Source organism: Andreprevotia lacus DSM 23236 (assembly GCF_900176275.1).
Classification (GTDB): Bacteria; Pseudomonadota; Gammaproteobacteria; order Burkholderiales; family Chitinibacteraceae; genus Andreprevotia; species Andreprevotia lacus.
In genome coordinates this window covers 20,031-43,961 of the sequence record NZ_FWXD01000015.1, presented here as the reverse complement: position 1 = coordinate 43,961, position 23,931 = coordinate 20,031, and the positions used below count along the sequence as shown (strand labels likewise).

The window sequence follows — 23,931 nt, the reverse complement described above, 5'->3', positions numbered from 1 at the left end:
TCACTCTAGATCACTTGCGCATGGCCTTTTCGTTGGCGGTCAGCGACTCGATGAATGCTTCGCGGCTGAACAGGCGCTCGGCGTACTTCATCAGCGGCGCCATGGCCTTGGTGACTTCAATGCCATAGTGGTCAAAGCGCCACAGCAGCGGGGCAATGGCGACATCCAGCATCGAGAATTCTTCGCCCAGCATGTACTTCTGCTTGGCGAATACCGGGGCGATCTGGGTCAGGCTGTCGCGGATGGCGACACGGGCGGCTTCCAGTGCCTTCTTGGTGCTGCTGCCGTCTTCCAGTGTCTTCACGTGGATGAACAGCTCGCGCTCGAAGTTGAACAGCATCAGACGGGTGCGCGCACGCATCACCGGGTCGGCCGGCATCAGTTGCGGATGCGGGAAGCGTTCGTCGATGTATTCATTGATGATGCCCGATTCGTACAGGGTCAGGTCACGTTCGACCAGTACCGGCACTTCGTTGTACGGGTTCATCACGGCCAGGTCTTCCGGCTTGCTGTGGATGTCCACGTCGATGATTTCGAAGTCCATGCCCTTTTCAAACAACACGATACGGCAGCGGTGGCTGAAGGGGCAGGCGGTGCCGGAATACAGCTTCATCATGGCGCGGATTTTCCTGTGGACAATTGCAAAACAGCGATTCTACCGAAAAGTGCTGTGGATAAGCCAGCTTGTGTTGCTTAGTTCCTTGAATGATAAGGGGTTTTCCGAATTTTTCGCTGCGGCGAAAAAGCAGATTTCCACAGCCTGCTGCGCCGGCATGCCATAAAAAAAGGCGCCCCGCAGGGCGCCTTTTTCATACTGCTCGCGTCGTCTTAGTGCACGTCGCGCCAGTATTCCTTCTTCAGCACATACGTCAGCGGTACCAGCACGAAGAGCAGGAACAGCAGCACGGTATAGCCGATCTGTTCGCGCTTGGTCTGGGCCGGCTCCGACATGAACACCAGATAGTTCACCAGATCGCCTACGCGTTTGTCGAATTCGGACTGGTCATACTTGCCGTCTTCGGAGATGCGCGTCATCAGGCCCGGCTTCACCAGCTTCAGCCCTTCCAGATGCTTCTCTTCCTTGCCTTCGGCGTTCTTCTCTACCTTGTACTCGGCTTCCTGCACGCCTTGCAGCTCCCACAGCACGTGCGGCATGCCGACCTTGTCGAAGGTCGAGTTGTTCCAGCCGGTCGGGCGGCTTTCGTCGCGGTAGAAGGTGCGCAGATAGGTGTAGAGCCAGTCTGCACCACGCGAACGCGCGATCACCGACAGATCGGGCGGGGTAGCGCCGAACCACGACTTGGCATCGGCAGCCTGCATGGCCACCTTCATCTGGTCGCCGACCTTGTCGCTGGCGAACATCAGGTTGGCCTTGATCTGCGCTTCGGTCAGGCCGATGTCCTGCAGGCGGTTGTAGCGCATGTTCAGCGCGCCGTGGCACGACAGGCAGTAGTTGGCGAACACGGTGGCGCCGGCTTGCAGGCTTTCGGCATCACGCAGGTTGAGCGGTGCCTTGTCCAGATGCGGGCCGCCTTCGTTGGCGAATGCAGCCGGTGCAGCGATCAGTGCGGCAGCCAGCAGGAAACGACGGAAATGTTTGATCATGGTCGTCTCCTTAAACCAGTTTGGCAAACACGGCAGCGCCGAGCAGGGTTACGGCACACCAGAACAGGAACCAGACCTGGCGGCTGGTGTTGGTGTCGGTAACACGCTCCGGCACCGGCTTGGTCTGGCCCAGCTTGGTGTAGAACGGCATGCCGAGGAAGAAGCCGAAATACATCACCGAGAACACGCGCGACAGGAAGGTGCGGGTGCCCGTCGGCGGCAGTGCGCCGAGGATGCCCAGACCGATGAAGGCAACGAGGAACAGGCCGAGGATCACCTTGTAGATGGTCGGGCGATAGCGGATCGACTTCACCGGGCTGCGGTCCAGCCACGGCAGGAAGGCAATCACCACCACGCCGGCGCCCATGCCGAGCACGCCCCATACCTGTGTGCCCAGGAAGGACGGAATCGCGCGCAGGATGGCGTAGAACGGCGTGAAATACCAGACCGGCGCAATGTGCGGCGGGGTCTTCAGCGGGTCGGCCGGGATGAAGTTGTTGTCTTCCAGAAAGTAACCGAACACGTTCGGCAGGAAGAACACGATGGCGGTGAATACAGCCAGGAAGACGGCAACGCCGAAGATGTCCTTGACGGTGTAGTACGGGTGGAACGGGATGCCATCGAGCGGGATGCCGGTCTTCGGGTCCTTGTTCTTCTTGATCTCGACGCCGTCCGGGTTGTTCGAGCCGACTTCGTGCAGCGCGATCAGGTGGGCCACCACCAGTGCCAGCAGGATCAGCGGCACGGCAATCACGTGCAGCGCAAAGAAGCGGTTCAGTGTGGCGTCGGAGACGACGAAGTCGCCACGGATGAAGGTGGACAGGTCCGGGCCGATCACCGGGATCGACGCAAACAGGTTCACGATCACCTGCGCACCCCAGAACGACATCTGGCCCCACGGCAGCAGGTAGCCGAGGAAGGCTTCGGCCATCAGGCACAGGAAGATCAGCATGCCGAAGATCCACACCAGCTCGCGCGGCTTCTGGTACGAGCCGTAGATCAGGCCGCGGAACATGTGCAGGTAAACCACGACGAAGAACATCGAGGCGCCGGTGGAGTGCATGTAGCGGATGATCCAGCCACCGCCCACGTCACGCATGATGTATTCAACCGATGCGAACGCCACAGACACATTGGTGCCCGGAATCAGCGTACCGTCCGGCTTGTAGTTCATGGTCAGGAAGATGCCGGTCAAAATCTGGATCACCAGCACCAAGAGGGCCAGCGAACCGAAGAAGTACCAGAAATTGAAGTTCTTCGGCGCGTAGTATTCAGAGACGTGCTCTTTCCACAACGCCGTCAGCGGGAAACGGTCGTCCACCCACTGCAGGGTGTCCTTGCCGATTTGTTCTAGTTTGCTCATGGGGCTCTCCGGACCTTATTTGTCTTCGCCGATCAGCAGGCGGGTGTCGGACAGGAACTTGTACGCCGGGATCGGCAGGTTCAGCGGCGCGGGCATGCTGGAATAGACGCGGCCGGCCAGGTCGTACTTGGAGCCATGACAGGGGCAGAAGAAGCCGCCCAGCCAGTCCGCACCGAGGTCGGCCGGGGCCAGATCGGGGCGGAAGGTCGGCGAACAGCCCAAGTGGGTACACACACCGGTAGCTACCCAGATTTCCGGCTTGAGCGAGCGATGCTCGTTCTTGGCGTATTCAGGCTGGTCGCTGCCGTCCGACTTCGGGTCGGCCAGCTTGCCGTCCAGCTTGGGCAGGCTTTCCAGCATGGCCGGGGTGCGCTTGACCACCCACACCGGCTTGCCACGGTATTCGACGTCGATCTTCTGACCGGGTTCGAGCTTGCTGATGTCGGCCTCGACCGGTGCGCCGGCGGCTTTTGCGCGCTCCGACGGGAAGAAGCTGGCGATGAACGGGGTTGCCACGCCGGCCACAGCCACGGCGCCAGCGCCGCTGGTGGCAAGCAGCAGGAACCGCCGCTTGCTGTTGTCTACTTGTTGATCACTCATACCTTATCCCTGATGAAAGCAATCCGCTCGCCGCTGTATCAATTGTTAGGCGCGACAATCCGGACGCACGGCTTCCGAGGCTAAACGGCCGAATTCTACCCGAGCAGCAAGGGAACTCAAAGCCGGTGTTACGGTCAGTGTCGCTCGCTTTGCGCATAGCCCGACAGCTCGTGTTCAAGCTGGCCGGCAACGTCATTAGTGATTTCGTTGATCTGTTCGCGGCTGGTGCCCGGATTGAGCACCTGGAACACGCGGGCCGATAGTTGCAGCGCGCCGTTCACCGTGGTCAGCTGGTAGCGCATGCGTGCCTCGGTGGGCACCTTGACCTTCTGCACCTGCATGCTGAATTCCACCCGGTTGCCGGTGCGCACTTTCAGCGTCATGCCACGGCCGGTGCGATAGCGCACGATGTCGTCCAGCACGGCATTGGCGCTGCGGCCGTTGATGGTGGCCGACGGCGGTTGTGCCTCGGGCGACGGGCGCGGCACCGGCGTCGGGCCGCTGGGCACCGGCGTGGGTGTGGCGATGATCACTGCCGGCTTGCCGGTGGGCGCAGGTGTGCCGCAGGCAGCCAGTGCGCCGATCAGGGCCAGCAGGGCCGTGCGTTTGAACAGGGGGCGAAAGAAAATCAGCGTCATGCGTGGTTATACCGGATTGGGAAGGTCAAGATGGTGCACGGCCAGGCCGAGCGACTGCGCCAGATGGTTACCCAGCGCGCGCACGCCGCCACGTTCGGTGGCGTGGTGGCCCGCACCAAGATAGGCCACGCCGGTCTCGGCCGCCAGATGGGTGACGAATTCGGATGCTTCGCCGGTGATGAAGCAATCAATGCCCAGCGTGGCGGCTTCGTGGAAATAGCTTTGCGCGCCACCGGTGCACCAGCCCACGCGATGGATGGGCTTGTCGGGCTCGCCCAGCACCAGCGGCGCGCGGCCGAGCTGTTGCTCCACGCGGGCGGCAAACGCCGCCAGCGGCAGCGGCTGATCCAGCGTGCCCAGCCAGGCCAGGTCCTGCTCGCCGAAACGGCCGGTGGGGGTCAGCCCCAACAGTGCGCCCAGTGTCGCGTTGTTGCCCAGCTCCGCATGCGCATCAAGCGGCAGGTGATAGCCGAACAGGTTAATATCGTGGGCGAGCAGCTTTGCGATGCGCGCTTTCTTGCTGCCGCGTATTGCCGGGGCTTCGTTTTTCCAGAAGTAGCCGTGATGTACCAGCAGTGCGTCGGCGCCAACGGCGATGGCGGCATCGATGGCGGCGAGACTTGCAGTGACGGCTGTCGCCACCACATTGATCTCATCGCGGCCCTCGATCTGCAGACCGTTGGGCGCGTAATCACGAAAGCGGTCAACGGATAAAAGTTGTCCGATATAATTTTCCAAGCTATTCCGTGTCAGCACTGGCGCAAACCCATTGATTGAAACGATGAAAAAACTCTGGCTGATTTTCGCACAAACCACCACCGTGGGGCTGGCCGTCTGGTTCGCGCTCACCACGCTCTACCCGCAATGGCGCCCGGGCAGCGCGCTGCTGCCCCCGCCGCACAAGGAAAGCACGGTGCCGGCGGTGCCGCCAGCTGTGCCGGTGCAGGGCGGTGTGGCCAGCTATCATGGCGCGGTTGCACGCGCGATGCCTGCCGTCGTGAACATTTACACCGCCAAGGCGGTGAAGTCGCGCAAGCATCCGCTGCTGAACGACCCGTTCTTCAAACGCTATTTCGGTGATCGCTTCGGTGGGGATGACGCCCCGCGCGCATCCAGCCTGGGTTCGGGCGTGATCGTGTCGGACAAGGGCTATATCGTCACCAACAATCACGTGGTCGAATCCGCCGACGAGATCGAGGTGGCGCTGGCCGACGGTCGTACCGCCGAGGCCACGGTGATCGGCACCGACCCGGATACCGATATCGCGGTGATCAAGATCGAGCTGGACAAGCTGCCGGTGATCGAATTTGCCGACGTCAGCAAGGTGCAGGTGGGCGATGCCGTGCTGGCCATCGGCAACCCGTTCGGCGTGGGGCAGACCGTGACCATGGGCATCGTGTCGGCCATGGGGCGCTCGCAGCTGGGCATCAATACCTTCGAGAACTTCATCCAGACCGATGCAGCCATCAACCCCGGCAACTCGGGCGGTGCGCTGGTCGATGTGAAGGGCAGCCTGGTGGGCATCAACAGTGCCATCTATTCCAACAGCGGCGGCTCGCTCGGCATCGGCTTTGCCATTCCGGCATCGACCGTCAAGCAGGTGATGGAGGCCATCATCAAGGATGGCGCGGTGACGCGCGGCTGGCTGGGTGTAGAGGCGCAGGACGTCACGCCCGATCTGGCGACATCGTTCAAGCTCAAGGATGTGCAGGGGGCGCTGATTGCCCGCGTGGTGGGCGGCAGCCCGGCTGACCGCGCCGGCCTGCGCGCAGGCGACATCCTGCAATCGATTGCAGGCCAGCCGGTGGCTGATTCGTCGGCCATGCTCAACCTGATTGCCGCGCTCAAGCCCGACGAGGAAGTGGATATGCAGGCCTATCGCAGCGGCCAGTTGCAGACTTTCAAGGTGCATATCGGCAAACGCCCGAAACTGAACCCATGACGCCTCGCTGGCGAGGATGAAAAAGCGGGCTGCAGCCCGCTTTTTTGTATCTGGCCCGTGCGTGCCCCGTCGCAGCCCTGCCCGGAAATGGTGCTGTTGCTGCACTGGAATGGGTACGTGGCGCGATGCCGGTGCGTGTGTGGCATGGCATCCCGCACGCGGTGTTTACATACAGTAAGCGCTAATTGTCTGACTACAAACAATTATGTCTTTGCCCGCATGTGCAGCTCGTGGTCGTGAGGCCGCAGGCATGGCATGTGCTTGCTCCGGCAACGGGCCGCCATCATGGATGGCCGGCCAGATGATCTCTCCGGAGCCGGGCATGACGAGCTACAAAGGCATTTCCCTCGACAGCCGTTTGCTGCCGCTGATCCGCCATATGGACAGCGTCAACGAGTATCGAGAATCGCTGCAGCGCCTGCAGGCGGTGTGGGACAACCTTGCCCTGCTGGGGCAGTTGTCCGGCATGGCCAATGACATGGGCGCCACGCGCCATGCCTTTGCCGAGCTGACCTCGGTACTGCTCAACAGCATGGGGCAGGAAATGCGCCGCAAGCTGGTGCAGGACATGCAGGCGCGGGCGCAGGTCGCCATCGACATCCTCACGCGCAATCTGTTCGAGCGTACCGCCGATATCGGTTTTCTGGCGCTGGACGACGAGGTTCGCCGCTTCCTGCAGCTGGATAACCCGGGTGCTGTGGCTGGCGAGCGCGCCGCGCTGGTTGGCCGCTTTCACGACTACGTGCGCAAATATTCGGTGTATGACGACGTGGTGTTGCTGGCGCCCGATGGCCGTGTGCTGGCGCGGCTGGACGAGGGCGTTGCAGTGGTTGCCACGTCGGCCGGGCTGCTGGCAGAGACGCTGCAGACGCGCCAGCCCTATGTCGAGTATCACGGTGCGCTGGATCTGTTTCCATCCCGCACCAGTGTATTGTGCTATGCCTACCGCATTTGCGACGAGCAGGGCCGGGTGCTGGGTGTGTTGTGCCTGAGCTTCCGGCTCGACAACGAGTGCGCGCGCATCTTTGCCAACCTGCGCCAGCACGATGACTGGTATGTGGTGGCGCTGATTACTCCGGATGGCGCGGTAGTCGCTGCATCCGATGCCCTGCAGTTGCCTGCGGGCACGCGCGTTGCCCCGGTGTGTGACGAAGACTGCCGCGTAACCCGGCTGGGTGGGCGTGAATATCTGGCGGTGACGCGCGCCAGCACGGGCTATCAGGGCTATGGCGGCCCTGGCTGGCTGGGCCACGTGATGGTACCGCTGGAACATGCGTTTGCCGATGCCGGTCATGGCCGGCTGGCCGGGCAGGCCAGCGAGCTGCTCGCGGCAGTGATGCACAGCCCGGCTCTGTTCTCTGCCTCGCTGCGCGAAATTCCGCAGCAGGCCGAGCAAATCCAGCGCGAGCTGAACCGCTCGGTATGGAATGGCCGCGTGCGGCAAAGCCGCGACGAGCAGAGCGGCAACCCGACTTTCTCCAAAGTGCTGCTGGGCGAAATTGGCCGTACCGGCCTGCAAACCAGCGATGTATTCGCGCAATCCATCGCCAATCTGCACGAAACGGTAATCGCTGCCGTGCTGAGCGAGAGCGAATTCTGCGCTGCACTGGCCATCGACATCATGGACCGCAATCTGTACGAACGCGCCAACGATTGCCGCTGGTGGGCGCAGACACACAGCTTTGCCGAGCTGCTGTCCGCTGCGCCGCGCAGCGATGCCACGCGGCAGGCCATCACCGCCACGCTCAAGCACATCAATAGTCTGTATACCGTGTACGACAACCTGCTGGTGTTCGACCGGCAAGGCGTGGTGGTGGCGGTTTCCAACCCCACTTTTGCCGGCCGCGTCGGCCAGCCGGTGGGCGAGGAGTGGGTGGCGCGCACCCTGCTGCTGGCGCAGCCGCAGCAATACGCGGTGTCGGCGTTTGCTGCCACGCCGCTGTATGGCGGCAGGCACACCTATATCTATGCGGCCGCCATTTTCGCGTCGGACAGCGACGAGGTAGTGGGCGGCATCGGCATCGTATTCGATAGCGCGCCGCAGTTTGCCGCCATGCTGCACGACGCCGTACCGGCCCAGCATGCCGAGGCCGGCGGCGCAGCGCTGTTCATCGGCCGCAATGGCGAGGTGCTGGCCGGCTCCGATGCGCACTATCAACCAGGCAGCCGGCTGGCGCTCGATGCCGCATGGCTGCAGCGTGCCGCTACGCAGCGCAGCGCCGGGATCATCGTGCTGGACCGCCAGTATTACGCCGCCGGTGCTTGCCCGTCGGCCGGGTATCGTGAATACAAGGGCGGCGATGATGGCTATCGCAACGAAGTGACGGCGCTGGTGCTGATTCCGCTCGGCAGCGTGCAGCAGGCCGTAGCACCGGCGCAGCATGACCGTATCCGCAATGCCCACGCCCGCGCGCCCGAGCGCAACGAGCCGGTGGCGCAAGTAGCCACCTTCCACATCGGTGGCGAATGGCTGGGCATTCCCTGTCAGCAGGTCATCGAAGCCGTTGACGCCACCCATATCACCGGGCTGCCCGGATTGCCGGAAAGTGCGCGCGGTGTGCTGATGCGTGAGGGGCGGCCGGTGCCGGTGTTCGACCTGAAGAACGAGCTGCGCTATGGCCGCAGCGCCGCCGAGCGCGAATACCGCCAGGTGGTGATCGTGCAGGGCGAGGATGGTGCGCAGTTCGGCCTGCTGGCGCATGCGCTGGCCGAAACGCTGGAAATTCCGCTGCGGCAGATCGACGCCATCGGCGGTCTCTTTCCCGGCCAGATGCCACTGGCCGAAAGCGCCGTCCGCCCCGACCCGGCGCTGGGGCGCGAGGGCATCCTGGTGGTGCTGTCGGTAGAGCGCATCCGCGACCGCGTGCTGGGCCGGCCAAATGTGCCGGGTTGGTCAGCCCCGATGCTGGAGGAGCGGCGGGGGGCAAACCCGTTGATGCTGAGTTAGTTTGTTTTCTTGAGACGGCGTTGTGATGCGGGCACGATGGATTGCTAATTGATTACCAAGCAGAAGATTTGCGCCATGACTTTGCCGCCACCGATCCGGATTTGCCCGCGTTTTGTCCCTGATGCCGATGTACTTTTCCGGCAATTTCTGGATGGCACGGTCTGGGATGAGCGCATGCGGGCGCGCAAAACAGCCAGTTTTGGTGTGGCCTACAATTATTCGCAAATCAGTTATCCGGCAGCGCCCATGCCGGATGCGCTGCAGCAAGTCTGCCAGGCACTGAAACTGGAGCTTGGCTTCATGCCTAATAACTGCCTGATGAACTTCTATCCGGACGGCAGTGCCTCGATGGGCTTTCATTCAGATTCAAGCGCGGAATTGGCGCCGACCACAGGGATTGCCATTGTTTCCCTAGGGGCGGAGCGCGATCTGGTTTTCCGGAGCAAGCACGACAGAAGCAGCGAGTTCGTATTTCCGCTGGAAAACGGTTCCCTGCTCTATATGTCCCAAGAGATGCAGCAAGACTGGTTGCATGCCGTACCCAAGGCTGAAGGCGCCGGTGCCCGCATCAGCCTGACTTTTCGTGCAATTTGCCCCTCGGATTACGATCAGGGTACTACTGCCTAGCTACCCTGCAGCAGCAGCATTTCCGCCGCCGCCAGATTTTCCGCCTCACCCAGCAGCACCAGCACGTCGCCGTCGGCCAGTTGCAGCGTGCCGTCGGGCTGGGCGGCGTGCATGTGGCGGCGGCGCACGCTTTTCACCTCGACATGCATGGCGGCCAGGTCGAATTCTCCCAGCTGGCGGCCGACCGAGGCCGCGCCTGCGGTCAGGTGCACCGTGTGCAGCCGTTGTTGCGGTCGGTCGGTGTCGTCCAGATGCTCGTTCAGGCCCCGGAAGAAGCCACGGAACATCTCGTAGCGCGCTTCACGCACCTCGCGGATGGTCTTGAGCACGCGGTTGAGCGGCGTGCCCAGCATCATCAGCGTGTGCGAGGCCAGCATCAGGCTGCCTTCCATGATTTCGGCCACCACTTCAGCGGCGCCGGCTTCCTTGAGCTTGTCGATGTCGCTTTCATCGCTGGTGCGCACGATCACTGGCAGCTCGGGGCGGATCTGGTGCACCACTTCAAGGATTTTCAGCGCCGAGTGCGTGTCGGCATAGGTGACCACCAGCGCACGTGCGCGTTGCAGGCCGGCGGTAATCAGCACTTCGCGCTTGGCGGCGTCGCCATACACCACCGATTCGCCGGCGGCGCCGGCTTCGCGCACCATTTCCGGGTCCAGATCGAGCGCAAAGAAGGGAATGTCCTGCTGGGTAAGGATGCGCGCCAGCGACTGGCCGCTGCGGCCATAGCCGCACACGATGACATGGCCGCTGGTACCCATCGAACGCACGGCGATCTGGTGCAGGTTGGCGGCCATGCTCATCCATTCCGAGCTGACCAGCTTGAGCACCAGCTTGTCGCTGTGCATCACGATGAAGGGCGTGATCAGCATCGACAGCACGATGCCGGCGATGGTGGCCTGCAGCACCGGGTCGGGTACCAGCTTGCCCGAGGTGGTGGCCAGCGCCAGCAGCACGAAGGCGAACTCGCCACCCTGGCCCAGTGCAAAGCCGGTGCGCCAGCCGGCGCCGGCGCCGCTGCCAAACAGCCGCGACAGCCCGGCAATCAGCGCGATCTTGACCGGCCCAAGCAGAATGACCACCAGCAGCACCAGATACCAGTTGGCAAATACCTCGCCGAAATCCAGCGTCATGCCCACGGTGACGAAGAACAGCCCCAGCAGCAGATCGCGGAAGGGGCGGATATCGTCTTCCACCTGATAGCGGTATTCGGTCTCGGCAATCAGCATGCCGGCGAGGAAAGCGCCCAGTGCCAGCGAGAGGCCGGTCTGCTCGGTCAGCCATGCAATACCCAGCGTGACGAGGAAGAGGTTGAGCATGAACAGCTCGCTCGAATGCTGCTTGGCCACCAGGTTGAACCACGGTCGCATCAGCTTCTGGCCGACGTAGAGCAGCAACACCAGCACGGCAACGATCTTGGCGGCAGCAATGGCCAGCGCGGTCAGCAATTGCTCGCCCGGCTGGCTCAACGCCGGGATCATGATCAGCTGCGGCACCACGGCCAGATCCTGGAACAACAGGATGCCGATGGCGTTGCGACCGTGCGGCGAATTGAGTTCATTGCGGTCTGCCAGCAGCTTGGACACCATGGCGGTCGACGACATCGCCATGGCGCCGCCCAGGATCAGCCCGGCCTTCCAGTCCAGCCGCATCAACAGCGAAAGGCCCAGGATCAGTACGGCGGTGGTCGCTACCTGTGCAAAGCCCAGCCCGAACACCACGCGACGCATGGCGTTGAGTTTGGCGATATTGAATTCCAGCCCCAGCGTGAACATCAGGAAGACCACGCCGTATTCGGCCAGGTGCGTGGCCTCGGACGACGACGCCACCAGACCCAGCGCATGCGGCCCCACCAGCAGGCCGACAAACAGATAGCCCAGCATGGCGGGCAGCTTGAAGAAACGGCACAGCACCACGCTGAAAACGGCGGCAGCAAGCAGAAGCAGCAGGGAGGACAGGTGTACGGGCATGAAGTCGGTCGTGTCTGCGCGGACTGTGCCGATTTGCGCAGCACGGTCAGCAGTATGTTGTTCTGTGCACGGACTGTGCGCCATGCAGCAAGGCGTGCACAGTCTTGAATCGAGTATAACCGACCGCGCCACAAAACCCGCTGGCGGCAGAATTTACCTGTAGCTTGCTGGCGAGGCGCAGCCCGGCTCTTTTATACTCTCGGGATGACGCCCCCCCCGATCCAGACGCTGGAGCACGCCCGCCGCGTGTTGCACATAGAAGCCGAAGCCATTGCGGCGCTGGCAAGCCGTCTTGACGCGCGCTTCGAACAAGCCTGCCAACTGGTGCTGGGCTGCCGTGGCCGGCTGGTGGTCACCGGTATCGGCAAGTCCGGCCACATCGCACGCAAGATCGCTGCGACCCTTGCCAGCACCGGTACACCGTCGTTTTTCATGCACCCGGCCGAGGCCGCGCATGGCGACCTGGGCATGATCACGCCGGATGACATGGTGCTGGCGCTGTCGTATTCAGGCGAGAGCGACGAACTGATTACCCTGCTGCCCAGCCTGAAACGGCTGGGTGTGCCTTTGATTGCCATGACGGGCAATGCCGATTCGACCCTGGCGCGTGAAGCACAAGTGTGGCTGGATGCCGGCGTTGCGCAAGAGGCCTGCTCGCTCAATCTCGCGCCGACGGCCAGCACCACCGCGGCGCTGGCGCTGGGCGATGCGCTGGCCGTGACCTTGCTGGACGCACGCGGCCTGAATGCCGAGGATTTTGCCCGTTCGCACCCCGGTGGCAGTCTGGGCCGCAAGCTGCTGGTGCGCGTGCGCGACGTGATGCATGGCGGCGAGGCGCTGCCGGTGGTGAGCGAGCACGCCATGCTGCGCGATGCGCTGGTGGAAATCAGCAAGAAGGGCCTGGGCCTGACTGCGGTGACCGATGCCGCCGGCAAGCTGATCGGCGTGTTTACCGATGGCGATTTGCGCCGCGCGCTGGATCGCGGCATCGATGTGATGACCACGCCAGTGGGGCAGGTGATGGGGCGCTCGCCGGTGGCGATTGGCGCCGATCATCTCGCGGCCGAGGCAGTGGCGCTGATGGAAAAACGCCGTATTTTTGCCCTGCTGGTGACCGATAACGGCACACTGGTGGGTGCGCTGAACATGCATGATCTGCTGCGTGCCCGCGTGGTATGACAAGGAAAGGCAATGACTGAACTGGCCCGCAACGTGCGGCTGATGATTTTCGATGTCGACGGCGTGATGACCGACGGCGCGTTGTATTACAACGACGCTGGCGAGGAATTGAAGGCGTTCAACTCGCTGGATGGCCACGGCCTGCGCATGCTGGCCGGAACCGGCGTCAAGCTGGCCATCATCACCGGCCGCCAGTCGCGGCTGGTGCAGCACCGTGCCGACAACCTGAAGATTGATTACGTCTATCAGGGCGCGCACGACAAGCGGCTGGCGTTTGAATCGCTGCTGGCCGCTGCCGGCGTGACGGCAGCAGAGTGCGGTTATATGGGCGACGACGTGATCGACCTGCCGGTGATGACGCGCGTGCCGTTTGCCGTCGCTGTACCGCAGTCGCCCGACATCGTGCGCAAGCACGCGCACTATGTGACCGTGCATCACGGCGGCAACGGTGCGGTGCGCGAGGTGTGCGAATACATCATGCAGGCGCAAGGCACGCTGGACGGCGTGCTGGCGCAATACCTGCGCTGAGCCGGCGATGCTTGGAACCACGCGTATCCTGCCGGTTGCCCTGCTCATCATGCTGGGCGGGCTGGTCTGGGTGCTGAACGACGCGGCCAACCTGCCGGCCCTGGCGCGGCAGGCCAAGCCCTACGAGGCCGACCTGATCGCCAGCCGTGCGGTCAGCGTGCGCTTTGGCGTAGATGGCCAGCCGCTGGCACGATTGACCGCCGACCGTATGCGCCACCTGCCCGAGGGCGATACCATCTGGCTCGACCAGCCACATCTGCGCTATACCGCGCCGGGCCAGCCTGAATTGATTGTCGTCAGCCCGCAGGCGCGCTCCGAGCAGAAAGGCTCACGCATCTGGTTTCCCGGCACCGTGGCGCTGCAGCGCGCGGCACCGCCGGGCGGCGAGTCCCTGACGGTGAATGGCAGTGCAGTCTGGCTCGATACCAACAAGGATTTCGCCTGGTCCGCCGACCCGGTGCGGGCGGATTCGAAAAGTTATCACGTGTCGGGTGTAGGATTCGAAGCCGACATGAAGCAGCAAACCCTTTTCCTCAAATCGAATGTGGTTGGTGTGTATGAAGCAAAACGGCGTTAAATGGCCGCTGCTGGTGGTATTGGCCCTGGCTGCGACGGTCCATGCCGAAACCGGCGACCGCGAGAAGCCGGTCAACCTCAAGAGCGACCAGTTCAAGGCGGACCAGAAAACCCAGGTGCGCGTGGCCAGCGGCAACGTCATTGTGACCCAGGGTACGATGACATTGCGCTCGGAACGGCTGACCAGCCGCGAAGATGCGCAGGGTAGTCAGTTCATGAGCGGCAATGGGGCGCCGGTGCATTTCAGGCAGAAGCTCGACAGCGGTGAATGGGTGGATGCCGAAGCGCTGCGCTTCGAGTATTACGGCGATACCGGCACGCTCAAGCTGTTCGACAAGGCCTGGGTCAAGCGCGGCAAGGACGAAGTGTATGGTGACGTGATCACCTACAACACCACCACCGAAATTTACGAGGCGCAAGGCGGCAAGAGCGGCGATGGCCGCGTCAACATCACCTTCCAGCCCAAGACCAAGAGCGCCAGCCAGCCCGCTGCCGCGAGCAAGCCGGAGGCAAAATGAGCCAGGCTGCCGGCGAGTTCCCCAGTCGCCTGTCGGCGCGTGGCCTGATGAAAAGCTACAAGAAGCGCACCGTGGTGCGCGATGTGTCGCTGGACGTGCACGCCGGCGAAGTGGTCGGCCTGCTCGGCCCCAATGGCGCGGGCAAGACTACCAGCTTTTACATGATCGTTGGCCTCGTGGCCAAGGGTGGCGGCGAGATCACGCTCGACGGCGAAGATATCGGCCGCCTGCCCATGCACGAACGCGCACGGCTGGGCATCGGCTATCTGCCGCAGGAAGCGTCGATCTTCCGCAAGATGACCGTGGCGCAGAACGTGCGCGCGGTGCTGGAGCTGCATGAAACGTCGCAGCAGACCATCGACGAGCGCCTGGATGCCTTGCTGCATGATCTGCACATCGGTCACCTCAAGGACAGCGGTGCCATGAGCCTGTCGGGCGGCGAGCGCCGCCGCGCCGAGATCGCCCGTGCACTGGCCGCCAAGCCGCGCTTCATCCTGTTGGACGAGCCGTTTGCCGGGGTGGACCCGATTGCCGTGATGGATATCCAGCGCATCATCGCCTTTTTGCGCGAACGCGGCATCGGCGTGCTGATTACCGACCACAATGTGCGCGAAACGCTGGGTATTTGTGACCGTGCCTACATCATTTCGGAAGGTGCGGTGATGGCTTCGGGGCACCCGGACGAGATCGTGCAGAACGAGCAGGTGCGCAAGGTGTACCTGGGCGAGCATTTCCGGATGTGATTCCGGATCGCCGGATGTCGGAAAAAAGCCAGCCTGCGTGCTGGCTTTTTTCTTTTTTCCGCCAAGGTTTTGTGGACTTGGGCTGAGCTGGATCAATTTTTGCTGGCAACAGCGGCTCCGGCTTCGGTTATGATCAAATCAATGAAACAGTCGCTGCAGCTGCGCATGTCGCAGCAACTCAACCTGACTCCGCAACTTCAGCAGTCGATCAAGCTGCTGCAGTTGTCCACGCTCGACTTCCAGCAGGAGATAGACCGCTTCCTGGCCGAGAACCCGCTGCTGGAAGTCAACGCCGAGCATGGCAGTGATGCCCCTGGCGAGGGCGAGGCGGGCGGTGCCGACGAGGTCAACCCGGCCGAGTCCAGCGCCGATGGCCCCGAGCCAGAGTACGGCGGCAACGAGGAATGGTCGTGGGAAGGCCGCAGTGGCGAGCGCAGCGGTGATGACGACGATGCCTTCGACCCGGCCACCAATGTGGCGCGCGAGCTGAGCCTGCGCGAACACCTGCTGGCCCAGGTCGGGTTGCTGACGCTACCCACGCGCGACCGCGCAGTGCTTACCGCTTTGATCGAGCTGCTCGACGACGACGGTTTCCTGCCCTACACGGCAGAGGAACTGTTTGCCCTGTTTCCGGACGAACTGGTAGATGCGGCCGAACTGGAAGTCGATGACCTCTCGATTGCGCTGGTGCGCTTGCAGCAACTTGACCCGCTGGGTGTGGGTGCGCGCGACATGGCACATACCCTGGAACTGCAATTGCGGGCACAGCCCGCTGGTCAGGTGCGTGATCTGGCGCTCGTTTTGGTAAAAAACTGCCTCGATTTATTGGCCGCACGGGACTACAGTAAGCTTAAAAGGCAGCTGAAATGCGACGACGCCGAACTCAAGGCGGCCCAGTCGCTGATTGTGAGCCTCAACCCCAGACCGGGGGCGCAGTGGTCCAGTGAAGCGGCGCGGTATGTGGTCGCTGATGTGCTGGTCTACAAGCAGCGCAACCGCTGGCGGGTACGGCTCAATATGGCTGCGATACCAAAGCTCAGGGTCAACCGGATGTACGCGGAAATTCTGCAACGCAACGAGGGCGGCTCGCTCGCCCGGGAACTGCAAGAAGCCAAGTGGCTGGTGAAAAGCGTGCAGCAACGCTTTGAAACCATCCTGCGCGTGGCCGAAGCCATCGTGGAGCGCCAGCGCGCCTTCTTCGAGCATGGCGAGATTGCCATGCGCCCGCTCGTGCTGCGCGACATTGCCACCGAGCTTGATCTGCACGAATCCACCATCTCGCGCGTGACCACGCAGAAATACATGCTCACGCCGCGTGGCATCTTTGAATTCAAGTACTTTTTCGGCAGTCACGTCGAAACCGAAGCGGGCGGCGAGGCATCCGCCACGGCCATCAAAGCCCAGATTCGCCAGCTTATTGCACAGGAGGACACCACCAAGCCGTTATCGGACAGTGCCATCGCGGAAGCGCTGGCCGGGCAAGGGGTCGCGGTTGCGCGGCGAACCGTTGCCAAATACAGGGAGGCGATGAACATCCCTCCGGTCAATCTGCGCAAGACTTTGTAGTGCTTCACACGCAAGGAGTAAGGCTATGAACCTCAACATCAGCGGCCATCACCTCGAAGTGACCCCGGCAATCCGTGAATACATCATCGGCAAGCTGGATCGTGTTACGCGCCACTTTGACTCCGTCATCGACGTCGGTGTCATCTTGTCGGTGGAGAAGCTGGAACAGAAGATTGAGGTAACCGTGCACGTGCGCGGCAAGGATATCCACGTTGAGGCGGGGGAGGAAAATCTGTACGCCGCCATTGATCTGGTCACCGACAAGCTGGATCGCCAGATCGTGAAGTACAAGGAAAAGTTGATGGATCACCGCGGTGAGGCCCTCAAGCACCAGCCGGTGCCGGCTTCCGAGTAAATCCTTGTTTTGACGCCCGAAAGCGTCGCACCCAACCAACGGGAATCCATACAAAACGGGTTCCCGTTTTTGTTTGCCGGGTGTGGCGCTACAATGGCGCTTCTTTTCATGTCTAACCCCGTCGCGCAGCGGCGGGGCGGGTTGTTCCGGATGAGCCTCCTTTCCAAAATCCTGCCCAGCGGCAATGTGTTCCTCGACTTCGAGGCCAGCAGCAAGAAACGTGTTTTCGAGCAGGTGGGTATCCTGTTTGAAAACAGCCATGGCATTGCGCGCAGCGTGATTTTCGAAAGCCTGTTCGCGCGCGAAAAGCTCGGCTCTACCGGCCTCGGGCAGGGCGTGGCCATTCCGCACGGCCGCATCAAGGGGCTGAAGGAAGCCACCGGTGCTTTTTTGCGCCTGCAGACGCCGATCCCGTTCGATGCGCCCGATGGCAAGTCGGTCTCGCTGATCTTCGTGCTACTGGTGCCTGCCGCCGCCACCGACCTGCACCTGCAAATCCTGTCCGAGCTGGCGCAGCTTTTCTCCGACAGGTCGGTGCGCGATCAGCTGGCGGTCTTGACCGAGCCGGGCGAGGCGTACAAGCTGATCAGTACCTGGGAGCCGTACGCCGGCTTCTGACCCGCAGCGAGACACCATGCCGCAGATTACCGTTCGCCAGCTTTTCATCGATAACGCCGAAAAGCTGCGGCTGACCTGGGTGGCCGGCCAGTCCGGCGCCAACAACCTGTTGTCCAACGACGCCAGCGAGCAAAAGCCGATCCTGGCGCTGGTGGGGCACCTGAATTTCATCCATCCCAACCGCATCCAGGTGCTCGGCATTGCCGAGACCAAGTACTTCCTCGGCCTGTCGCCCGAGGCGCAGAAGGAATCGGTGGGCCGGCTGTTTGCCAGCGAAATGGCGGCCATGATCGTTGCCAACGGGTTGACCGTGCCCGATGCGCTGCGCGAAGGCGCTGAGCGCCACCATGTACCGCTGCTGACCAGCCCGGAGCAGTCGCCCTATCTGATGGACGTGCTGCGCTACTATCTGGCCAAGGCGCTGGCGGTATCCACCCATCTGCACGGTGTATTCCTCGACGTGCTCGAAGTCGGCGTGCTGCTGACCGGCGAATCGTCGATGGGTAAGAGCGAGCTGGCACTGGAACTGATCTCACGTGGCCATGGCCTTGTTGCCGACGATGTGGTCGAGGTCTACCGCACCAACCCGGAAACGCTGGAAGGTCGTTGCCCGCCCATGCTGCGCGATTTCCTCGAAGTGCGCGGGATTGGTGTGCTGAATATCCGCACCATTTTCGGCGAAACCGCAGTACGGCCCAAGAAAACCCTCAAGCTCATCGTGCATCTGGCCAAGGCCGGTGGCGATGCACTGGCGCCGATCGACCGATTGCAGATGCAGGCGGCGACACAAGACATTCTGGGGGTGCCGGTGCGCAAGCTGGTGCTGCCGGTGGCGGCCGGCCGCAACCTGGCGGTACTGGTCGAGGCAGCCGTGCGTAACTACATCCTGCAACTGCGTGGCATTGATTCGACGCGCGAGTTCATCGAGCGCCACCAGCGCTTTATGGAAATGGGCGAATGAGCGCGCCCAAGCAGCAGCTCATTCTGTTGTCGGGGCTGTCTGGTGCAGGCAAAAGCGTGGTGCTGCGTGCGCTCGAAGACCTTGGCTATTTCTGCATCGACAACCTGCCGGTGCCGTTGCTGGCGCAAACCGTGGCACTGCTCGACGAGGACGGTTACCCGCGCGTGGCCATCGGCATCGATGTGCGCAGTTCGCACAATTTTTCCAGCTTTCCTGATCACTACGCGGCGCTGGCCGAGCTGGATCTCGATATCCGCTTGTTATTTCTCGAAGCCAACGATGAAACGCTGATCAAGCGCTTTTCGGAGACGCGCCGCAGCCATCCGCTGGCCGGCGACAAACTCACCGTGGCCGAGAGTGTGGCGCTGGAGCGCGAACTGCTGGCTGATTTTGCCGGGCTGGCGCATCGCATCGACAGCAGTGAGCTGTCGGCCAATCAGCTGCGCTCGTGGGTGCGTGATTTCATTGCGCTGGACCGTTCGCGCTTGACGCTGATTTTTGCCTCGTTCGGCTTCAAACATGGCTTGCCACTGGATGCGGATTTCGTCTTTGACGTGCGCTGCCTGCCCAATCCGCACTACGATCCCTTATTGCGGCCGCTGACGGGCAAGGATCAGCCGGTGATCGACTTTCTGGAGCGCGAGCCAAAAGTGGGTCAGTATCTCACTCACATACTGGGCTTTCTGGAGCGCTGGTTGCCCGAGTTCGAGCGTGATCATCGCAGCTATGTGACCGTGGCCATCGGCTGCACCGGCGGCCAGCATCGCTCGGTCTATCTGGCCGAGCAACTGGGCAAACACTTTGGTGCAGCCCGGCAAGTGCTGGTGCGCCACCGCGAGCAGTTTCACGCCTGAACACCACCAGCTGGCGGCTGGCTGGCATAGGATGTCCCCATGAAGACCATTACCATTGCCTTTACTGGTGCCTCCGGCCTGCCGTACGGCTTGCGCACGCTCGAATGCTTGCTGGCTGCTGGTTGCAAGGTCCACGTGCTGTATACGCAGGCCGCGCAGATTGTAGCCAAGCAGGAGCTGGGGCTGACCTGGCCCGGCCGCGCCGAGGAGCTGGGCAAGTTGCTGCGCGCGCAGTATCAGGTGGCAGATGAAAAGCAGCTTACCGTGTGGGGCCAGCAGGAATGGTTTGCGCCGATGGCATCCGGGTCCAACCCCGGTGATGGCATGGTGGTGGTGCCCTGCACCATGGGGGCGCTGGCGGCCATCGCCAACGGCAACAGCGACAACCTGCTGGAGCGGGCAGGGGACGTGATGATCAAGGAGCGCAAGACACTGGTGCTGGTGCCGCGCGAGGCGCCGTTCTCGGCACTGCATCTGGAGAACATGCTCAAGCTGGCACGGCTGGGCGTGGTCATCCTGCCGCCCAATCCGGGCTTTTATCACCACCCGCAGACCATTGGTGATCTGGTCGATTTCGTCGTGGCGCGCATCCTCGACCAGCTTGGCGTGCCGCACCAGCTGATGCAGCGCTGGGGCGACGACGCCAGCGCGTAATCAGCCGGCCAGCGCAGCCTTGCTGCGTTTGTGGAACAACCACACCAGCGCCCCGGCGGCAAAGGCCAGCGCCAGCACCAGTGCAATCCAGAACCCTGCCGCACCCAGCCCGGCATTGAAGGCCAGCAGGTAGCCGCCGGGTATGCCGATGACCCAGAACGCAGCCAGATGGATTTGCATCGGCCGGCGCGTGACCTTGTAGCCGCGCAGCACGCCGGCGGCGATCACCTGCGTTGCATCTGCCAGCTGGAAAATACCGGCCAGCAGTACCAGCGTGCCGGCAGCGGCCAGCACGGCGCCATCCTGCGTATACCAGCTGGCGATCCAGTGCCTGCCCAACACCATGAACAGCATGGTAGAGGCGGCCACCACCAGGCCGATGCGGATGCCGGTCCAGCCAATGAAGCGCGCATAGGCGGTTTCACCCGCGCCCAGTGCTTGCCCCACGCGCACCGTCATTGCGGTGCCGAGGCCGGACGGAATCATGAACATCAGCGACGCCATATTCAGTGCGATCTGGTGTGCCGCCACTGCCACCGTGCCCAGTTTGGCAATCAGCAGTGACAGCCCGGAAAACGCGCTGACCTCCACGAAGAACATTGCCCCCATGGGCAGGCCGAGCTTGAGCAACTGCCATTGCTGCTGCCAGTCGATACGCTGCCAGTGACGCAGCGGGAAGGTGTCGCGATAGGCCGGCGAGACGTGCAGCCATGCCAGCATCAACAGCAAGGTCAACCAGATGCCGAAGGCGCTGGCCCAGCCGCAGCCGATCGCACCCATGGCGGGAAAGCCCAGATGACCGTAAATCAGCACGTAGTTGGCCGGCACGTTGACCGCGAGGCCGATCAGCGCGATCACCATCATCGGCTTGGTGGCGTTCAGGCTGGCGCTGTAGCCATACAGCACACGGAACAGTGCAAAGGCGGGTAGCGCCCACGCAATGGCCTTGAGGAATTCGCGCGCCTTGTGCGCCACATCGGGCGCCAGGTTGAGCAGATCGAATACCGGCAGCGCAAGCCGCGCAGCCAGCAAGGCCAGCACGCCCCACAGCAGGCCCTGATACAGCGCCTGCTGCGCAATGCCGGGAATGCGCTGCCGTTCGTTCGCGCCGACCGCGTGTGCGATCAGCGGGCTGGCCGCCAAGGTGAGGCCGATCAGCGTGACCAGCAGCATCACCCACACCGAAGCGCCGATGGACACAGCGGCCAGATCGTCGGCCGATACATGGCCGGCCATCACCGCGTCGACAAATGCCGTGCCGGTGCTTGCCAGCTGGCCCACCATGATGGGCCAGCCCAGCTGCCAGATTGCTTTCAGTTCATCTTTGAAGCGGTGGTGTTCAGACATCGTAGCGGGGTTTCGTAGTGGCCGATCAGTTGCGGCCATTCCTGTTGCAGCGCCAGCGCGGTATGCACCGACAGATCGTAGACCAGCAGGCTGCCGTCAGACAGCCGCTCGTGCGCAAAGCCCAGTGCGGCAAAGTGGCGTGCTGCCTGGCTGACCAGATCGCACTGGCCCGACAAGCGCAGCCAGCGGCGGTGGCGCGGTGCGTGGGCGGGGCCGTGCAGGCGCGGGGTGGATTCTTCGTGATGCAGACAATCGTACATGGCAGCCTCCGTAACGGTTCGACGGCCGCCCATGCGGCCGACGCTTTAGCGGTACTTTCCCGGGTCAACGGGCGCGCCCCGCAAGTTGTCGCTTAAATCAGGCGCGGCGGATGAGTCGGCATCCGCACCGTAATCGTGGTTTGCTACCGCAAGATGGCGGCGCAAACGAAAAAACCCGCGTGCAAGACGCGGGTTTCGCTCGCACGCTTTAGCAGGATTTATTGGCAGCGCCCCGCAAGCTGGGACATCAAATCGGCGCTGTGTTGAAACGATTCTGCTACCGCGCGTGCGGCATCGCAAGTGCGGGATTTCCCTTGTGCAAGCCTGGTCAGCCCGACAGAAGGGAAAACCGCGCTTATTCCGGGTTTTTCGAGTCCAGCAGCAGGGTGGCCGGCCCGTCGTTCACCAGCGCCACCTGCATATAGGCGCCAAAGACCCCGGTGGGTATGGGCTTGCCCAGCTGCGCTTCCAGCAACTGCACAAAGCGCTCGAACATGGGCTGCGAGATTTCACCCGGCGCCGCACTGCCCCACGATGGCCGGTTGCCCTTGCTGTAGGCGCCGAACAGCGTGAACTGCGACACCGCCAGGATCTCGCCGCCGCTATCGAGGATGGAGCGGTTCATCACCCCGTTGTCGTCGTCAAAGATGCGCAGCTTGCTGACCTTGCCGGCCATCCAGACCAGGTCGGCCTCGGTATCGCTGTGGCCCACGCCGCACAGCAGCAACAGGCCACGCTCGATCTTGCCGACCACCTCGCTGTCCACCATCACCGATGCCTGCTGCACCCGTTGTAACAGTACCCGCATTACACTGTCTCTCATCAAGGAGCTGCATAGCATAGCGCAAGCCGCCGACACCGTGCAGGGTGGGTTCGACGGCCGGTGCTGGTCAGCAATCGGGAATTTCACTAAGATATCCGGTTCAGGATTTTCTATTGATTTCAAAGGAATTGATGATGAAGCGCGTGGGTCTTGTCGGTTGGCGCGGCATGGTGGGTTCGGTCCTCATGCAGCGCATGCAGGAAGAAAAGGATTTCGATCTGATCGAGCCGGTGTTCTTCACTACCTCGCAGGCGGGTGCTGCTGCGCCGAACTTCGGCAAGGCTGCCGGCACGCTGCGCGACGCGACCTCGATCGACGAGCTCAAGGCGATGGACGTCATCATTTCCTGCCAGGGTGGCGACTACACCACCGAGGTGTTCCCCAAGCTGCGTGCTGCTGGCTGGACTGGCTACTGGATCGACGCCGCGTCCACGCTGCGCATGGAAGACGATGCGGTCATCATCCTTGATCCGGTGAATGACGACGTGATCCAGAACGCGCTCACCAAGGGTGTGAAGAACTACATCGGCGGCAACTGTACCAACTCCATCCTGCTGATGGGCGTGGGCGGTCTGTTCAAGCAAGGTCTGGTCGAGTGGGTGTCGTCGATGACCTATCAGGCGGCGTCGGGCGGTGGTGCCAACCACATGCGCGAACTGCTGAAGGGCATGGGCGTGGTGTACGGTGCCGTGGCTGATGAGCTGGCCACCCCGTCGTCGGCCATTCTGGATATCGATCGCAAGGTGGCGCAAACCATCCGCAGCGATGTGCCGACCGAATACTTCGGCGCCCCGCTGGCTGGCGGTTTGATCCCGTGGATCGACAAGCAGCTCGACAACGGCCAGTCCAAGGAAGAATGGAAGGGTCAGGCCGAAGTGAACAAGATTCTCGGCACCGAGCAGACCATCCCGGTTGATGGCCTGTGCGTGCGCATCGGTGCCATGCGCTGCCACAGCCTGGCGCTGACGCTGAAACTGAAGAAAGACCTGCCGCTGGCCGAGATCGAAGCCATCATCAAGTCGGGCAATCCGTGGGTGAAGTGGGTGCCGAACGACCGTGAAATCTCGGTCAAGGAACTGACGCCGGCAGCCATCACCGGCGGCCTGGAAGTGGGCGTGGGCCGCGTGCGCAAGCTCAACATGGGCCCAGAATACATCTCGGCCTTCGTGATCGGTGACCAACTGCTGTGGGGTGCTGCCGAGCCGCTGCGCCGCATGTTGCGCATCCTGCTCGACAAGTAAGTCGGCACATTTGAAA

General features: G+C 62.5%; 25 protein-coding genes. 15 read left to right on the top strand and 10 right to left on the bottom strand.

The genetic code is table 11. The features are described from left to right. Positions 1 to 10: 10 nt before the first annotated feature. The 6 genes from B9A19_RS13235 to B9A19_RS13210 form a co-directional block, all read right to left on the bottom strand. On the bottom strand, positions 11 to 616 hold the full coding sequence (locus tag B9A19_RS13235) for a glutathione S-transferase N-terminal domain-containing protein (RefSeq protein ID WP_084091277.1): 606 nt from the start codon (positions 614 to 616) through the stop codon (positions 11 to 13). 212 nt (positions 617 to 828) lie between these two features. Continuing rightward, the gene (locus B9A19_RS13230; protein WP_084091276.1) at positions 829 to 1,605 is read right to left on the bottom strand and encodes a cytochrome c1; all 777 of its coding nucleotides are present in this window, start codon (positions 1,603 to 1,605) and stop codon (positions 829 to 831) included. 10 nt (positions 1,606 to 1,615) lie between these two features. Then, positions 1,616 to 2,968, bottom strand: a complete 1,353-nt coding sequence (locus B9A19_RS13225) for a cytochrome b (protein WP_084091275.1) — start codon at positions 2,966 to 2,968, stop codon at positions 1,616 to 1,618. A 15-nt stretch (positions 2,969 to 2,983) separates the two neighbouring features. Continuing rightward, a complete protein-coding gene (gene petA / locus B9A19_RS13220; RefSeq protein WP_084091274.1) occupies positions 2,984 to 3,568 on the bottom strand; it encodes a ubiquinol-cytochrome c reductase iron-sulfur subunit in 585 nt (194 codons plus the stop codon). A gap of 134 nt (positions 3,569 to 3,702) precedes the next feature. Beyond that, positions 3,703 to 4,206: a hypothetical protein gene (locus B9A19_RS13215; protein ID WP_084091273.1), complete on the bottom strand. Its 504-nt coding sequence runs from the start codon at positions 4,204 to 4,206 to the stop codon at positions 3,703 to 3,705. Between the two features lie 6 nt (positions 4,207 to 4,212). Continuing rightward, positions 4,213 to 4,944 (bottom strand): Nif3-like dinuclear metal center hexameric protein, encoded by a 732-nt coding sequence (locus B9A19_RS13210; protein ID WP_245804343.1) that lies wholly within the window; start codon positions 4,942 to 4,944, stop codon positions 4,213 to 4,215. Positions 4,945 to 4,987: 43 nt separating this feature from the next. Between B9A19_RS13210 and B9A19_RS13205 the strand changes: the two genes are divergently transcribed. The 3 genes from B9A19_RS13205 to B9A19_RS13195 all read left to right on the top strand — a co-directional run bounded on the left by B9A19_RS13205 (position 4,988) and on the right by B9A19_RS13195 (position 9,722). Then, a complete protein-coding gene (locus tag B9A19_RS13205; protein WP_084091272.1) occupies positions 4,988 to 6,148 on the top strand; it encodes a Do family serine endopeptidase in 1,161 nt (386 codons plus the stop codon). Between the two features lie 322 nt (positions 6,149 to 6,470). Next, a complete protein-coding gene (locus B9A19_RS13200) occupies positions 6,471 to 9,095 on the top strand; it encodes a chemotaxis protein CheW (protein WP_084091364.1) in 2,625 nt (874 codons plus the stop codon). A 48-nt stretch (positions 9,096 to 9,143) separates the two neighbouring features. Continuing rightward, entirely contained in the window at positions 9,144 to 9,722 is a 579-nt protein-coding gene (locus B9A19_RS13195) for an alpha-ketoglutarate-dependent dioxygenase AlkB family protein (protein WP_217807064.1), read from the top strand. On the opposite strand, the gene B9A19_RS13190 is transcribed toward B9A19_RS13195, so the two are convergent. Beyond that, a complete protein-coding gene (locus tag B9A19_RS13190; protein WP_084091362.1) occupies positions 9,719 to 11,692 on the bottom strand; it encodes a monovalent cation:proton antiporter family protein in 1,974 nt (657 codons plus the stop codon). The genes B9A19_RS13195 and B9A19_RS13190 overlap by 4 nt on opposite strands. Positions 11,693 to 11,896: 204 nt before the next feature. On the opposite strand from B9A19_RS13190, the gene B9A19_RS13185 reads away from it, so the two are divergent. The 11 genes from B9A19_RS13185 to B9A19_RS13135 all read left to right on the top strand — a co-directional run bounded on the left by B9A19_RS13185 (position 11,897) and on the right by B9A19_RS13135 (position 20,244). Then, on the top strand, positions 11,897 to 12,871 hold the full coding sequence (locus B9A19_RS13185; RefSeq protein ID WP_084091271.1) for a KpsF/GutQ family sugar-phosphate isomerase: 975 nt from the start codon (positions 11,897 to 11,899) through the stop codon (positions 12,869 to 12,871). A 12-nt stretch (positions 12,872 to 12,883) separates the two neighbouring features. Beyond that, the gene (locus tag B9A19_RS13180) at positions 12,884 to 13,399 is read left to right on the top strand and encodes a KdsC family phosphatase (protein ID WP_084091270.1); all 516 of its coding nucleotides are present in this window, start codon (positions 12,884 to 12,886) and stop codon (positions 13,397 to 13,399) included. A gap of 7 nt (positions 13,400 to 13,406) precedes the next feature. Next, a complete protein-coding gene (gene lptC, locus B9A19_RS13175; RefSeq protein ID WP_084091269.1) occupies positions 13,407 to 13,976 on the top strand; it encodes an LPS export ABC transporter periplasmic protein LptC in 570 nt (189 codons plus the stop codon). Beyond that, positions 13,957 to 14,493, top strand: a complete 537-nt coding sequence (lptA, locus tag B9A19_RS13170) for a lipopolysaccharide transport periplasmic protein LptA (protein WP_176216928.1) — start codon at positions 13,957 to 13,959, stop codon at positions 14,491 to 14,493. Before lptC ends, lptA begins: the two co-directional genes overlap by 20 nt. Next, complete coding sequence (gene lptB, locus B9A19_RS13165; RefSeq protein ID WP_084091267.1) at positions 14,490 to 15,236, top strand: LPS export ABC transporter ATP-binding protein; 747 nt, start codon at positions 14,490 to 14,492, stop codon at positions 15,234 to 15,236. The genes lptA and lptB overlap by 4 nt, the downstream gene beginning before the upstream one ends. A 141-nt stretch (positions 15,237 to 15,377) precedes the next feature. Further along, positions 15,378 to 16,802 carry an RNA polymerase factor sigma-54 gene (locus B9A19_RS13160; RefSeq protein ID WP_084091266.1) on the top strand — a complete coding sequence of 475 codons (1,425 nt, stop codon included), beginning with the start codon at positions 15,378 to 15,380 and terminating at the stop codon, positions 16,800 to 16,802. A gap of 25 nt (positions 16,803 to 16,827) precedes the next feature. Continuing rightward, complete coding sequence (gene hpf / locus B9A19_RS13155) at positions 16,828 to 17,157, top strand: ribosome hibernation-promoting factor, HPF/YfiA family (protein WP_084091265.1); 330 nt, start codon at positions 16,828 to 16,830, stop codon at positions 17,155 to 17,157. 150 nt (positions 17,158 to 17,307) lie between these two features. After that, the gene (gene ptsN, locus B9A19_RS13150; protein WP_084091264.1) at positions 17,308 to 17,775 is read left to right on the top strand and encodes a PTS IIA-like nitrogen regulatory protein PtsN; all 468 of its coding nucleotides are present in this window, start codon (positions 17,308 to 17,310) and stop codon (positions 17,773 to 17,775) included. Positions 17,776 to 17,791: 16 nt separating this feature from the next. Beyond that, positions 17,792 to 18,736, top strand: a complete 945-nt coding sequence (gene hprK, locus B9A19_RS13145) for an HPr(Ser) kinase/phosphatase (RefSeq protein WP_084091263.1) — start codon at positions 17,792 to 17,794, stop codon at positions 18,734 to 18,736. Continuing rightward, positions 18,733 to 19,590 (top strand): RNase adapter RapZ, encoded by an 858-nt coding sequence (gene rapZ / locus B9A19_RS13140; RefSeq protein ID WP_084091262.1) that lies wholly within the window; start codon positions 18,733 to 18,735, stop codon positions 19,588 to 19,590. The genes hprK and rapZ overlap by 4 nt, the downstream gene beginning before the upstream one ends. Positions 19,591 to 19,629: 39 nt before the next feature. Next, positions 19,630 to 20,244: a flavin prenyltransferase UbiX gene (locus tag B9A19_RS13135; protein WP_084091261.1), complete on the top strand. Its 615-nt coding sequence runs from the start codon at positions 19,630 to 19,632 to the stop codon at positions 20,242 to 20,244. Here B9A19_RS13135 and B9A19_RS13130 read toward each other — a convergent pair whose 3' ends face one another. From B9A19_RS13130 to dtd, 3 genes are all read right to left on the bottom strand, one after another. Then, positions 20,245 to 21,591, bottom strand: a complete 1,347-nt coding sequence (locus B9A19_RS13130) for an MATE family efflux transporter (RefSeq protein WP_217807063.1) — start codon at positions 21,589 to 21,591, stop codon at positions 20,245 to 20,247. Continuing rightward, the gene (locus tag B9A19_RS13125; RefSeq protein ID WP_084091260.1) at positions 21,558 to 21,851 is read right to left on the bottom strand and encodes a hypothetical protein; all 294 of its coding nucleotides are present in this window, start codon (positions 21,849 to 21,851) and stop codon (positions 21,558 to 21,560) included. Before B9A19_RS13125 ends, B9A19_RS13130 begins: the two co-directional genes overlap by 34 nt. A 355-nt stretch (positions 21,852 to 22,206) precedes the next feature. Continuing rightward, positions 22,207 to 22,659 (bottom strand): D-aminoacyl-tRNA deacylase, encoded by a 453-nt coding sequence (gene dtd / locus B9A19_RS13120; RefSeq protein WP_084091259.1) that lies wholly within the window; start codon positions 22,657 to 22,659, stop codon positions 22,207 to 22,209. Between the two features lie 149 nt (positions 22,660 to 22,808). Here dtd and asd point away from each other — a divergent pair, with 149 nt between their 5' ends. Next, entirely contained in the window at positions 22,809 to 23,915 is a 1,107-nt protein-coding gene (gene asd / locus B9A19_RS13115; protein WP_176216934.1) for an aspartate-semialdehyde dehydrogenase, read from the top strand. The last annotated feature ends 16 nt before the right edge of the window (positions 23,916 to 23,931 follow it).

Excerpts from the sequence above, each read along its gene's own strand:
- B9A19_RS13235 (WP_084091277.1), bottom strand. The coding sequence starts at position 616 with ATGATGAAGCTGTATTCCGGCACCGCCTGCCCCTTCAGCCACCGCTGC.
- B9A19_RS13230 (WP_084091276.1), bottom strand. The coding sequence starts at position 1,605 with ATGATCAAACATTTCCGTCGTTTCCTGCTGGCTGCCGCACTGATCGCT.
- B9A19_RS13225 (WP_084091275.1), bottom strand. The coding sequence starts at position 2,968 with ATGAGCAAACTAGAACAAATCGGCAAGGACACCCTGCAGTGGGTGGAC.
- petA (WP_084091274.1), bottom strand. The coding sequence starts at position 3,568 with ATGAGTGATCAACAAGTAGACAACAGCAAGCGGCGGTTCCTGCTGCTT.
- B9A19_RS13215 (WP_084091273.1), bottom strand. The coding sequence starts at position 4,206 with ATGACGCTGATTTTCTTTCGCCCCCTGTTCAAACGCACGGCCCTGCTG.
- B9A19_RS13205 (WP_084091272.1), top strand. The coding sequence starts at position 4,988 with ATGAAAAAACTCTGGCTGATTTTCGCACAAACCACCACCGTGGGGCTG.
- B9A19_RS13200 (WP_084091364.1), top strand. The coding sequence starts at position 6,471 with ATGACGAGCTACAAAGGCATTTCCCTCGACAGCCGTTTGCTGCCGCTG.
- B9A19_RS13190 (WP_084091362.1), bottom strand. The coding sequence starts at position 11,692 with ATGCCCGTACACCTGTCCTCCCTGCTGCTTCTGCTTGCTGCCGCCGTT.
- B9A19_RS13185 (WP_084091271.1), top strand. The coding sequence starts at position 11,897 with ATGACGCCCCCCCCGATCCAGACGCTGGAGCACGCCCGCCGCGTGTTG.
- B9A19_RS13180 (WP_084091270.1), top strand. The coding sequence starts at position 12,884 with ATGACTGAACTGGCCCGCAACGTGCGGCTGATGATTTTCGATGTCGAC.
- lptC (WP_084091269.1), top strand. The coding sequence starts at position 13,407 with ATGCTTGGAACCACGCGTATCCTGCCGGTTGCCCTGCTCATCATGCTG.
- lptA (WP_176216928.1), top strand. The coding sequence starts at position 13,957 with ATGAAGCAAAACGGCGTTAAATGGCCGCTGCTGGTGGTATTGGCCCTG.
- lptB (WP_084091267.1), top strand. The coding sequence starts at position 14,490 with ATGAGCCAGGCTGCCGGCGAGTTCCCCAGTCGCCTGTCGGCGCGTGGC.
- B9A19_RS13160 (WP_084091266.1), top strand. The coding sequence starts at position 15,378 with ATGAAACAGTCGCTGCAGCTGCGCATGTCGCAGCAACTCAACCTGACT.
- hpf (WP_084091265.1), top strand. The coding sequence starts at position 16,828 with ATGAACCTCAACATCAGCGGCCATCACCTCGAAGTGACCCCGGCAATC.
- ptsN (WP_084091264.1), top strand. The coding sequence starts at position 17,308 with ATGAGCCTCCTTTCCAAAATCCTGCCCAGCGGCAATGTGTTCCTCGAC.
- hprK (WP_084091263.1), top strand. The coding sequence starts at position 17,792 with ATGCCGCAGATTACCGTTCGCCAGCTTTTCATCGATAACGCCGAAAAG.
- rapZ (WP_084091262.1), top strand. The coding sequence starts at position 18,733 with ATGAGCGCGCCCAAGCAGCAGCTCATTCTGTTGTCGGGGCTGTCTGGT.
- B9A19_RS13135 (WP_084091261.1), top strand. The coding sequence starts at position 19,630 with ATGAAGACCATTACCATTGCCTTTACTGGTGCCTCCGGCCTGCCGTAC.
- B9A19_RS13130 (WP_217807063.1), bottom strand. The coding sequence starts at position 21,591 with ATGTCTGAACACCACCGCTTCAAAGATGAACTGAAAGCAATCTGGCAG.
- B9A19_RS13125 (WP_084091260.1), bottom strand. The coding sequence starts at position 21,851 with ATGTACGATTGTCTGCATCACGAAGAATCCACCCCGCGCCTGCACGGC.
- dtd (WP_084091259.1), bottom strand. The coding sequence starts at position 22,659 with ATGCGGGTACTGTTACAACGGGTGCAGCAGGCATCGGTGATGGTGGAC.
- asd (WP_176216934.1), top strand. The coding sequence starts at position 22,809 with ATGAAGCGCGTGGGTCTTGTCGGTTGGCGCGGCATGGTGGGTTCGGTC.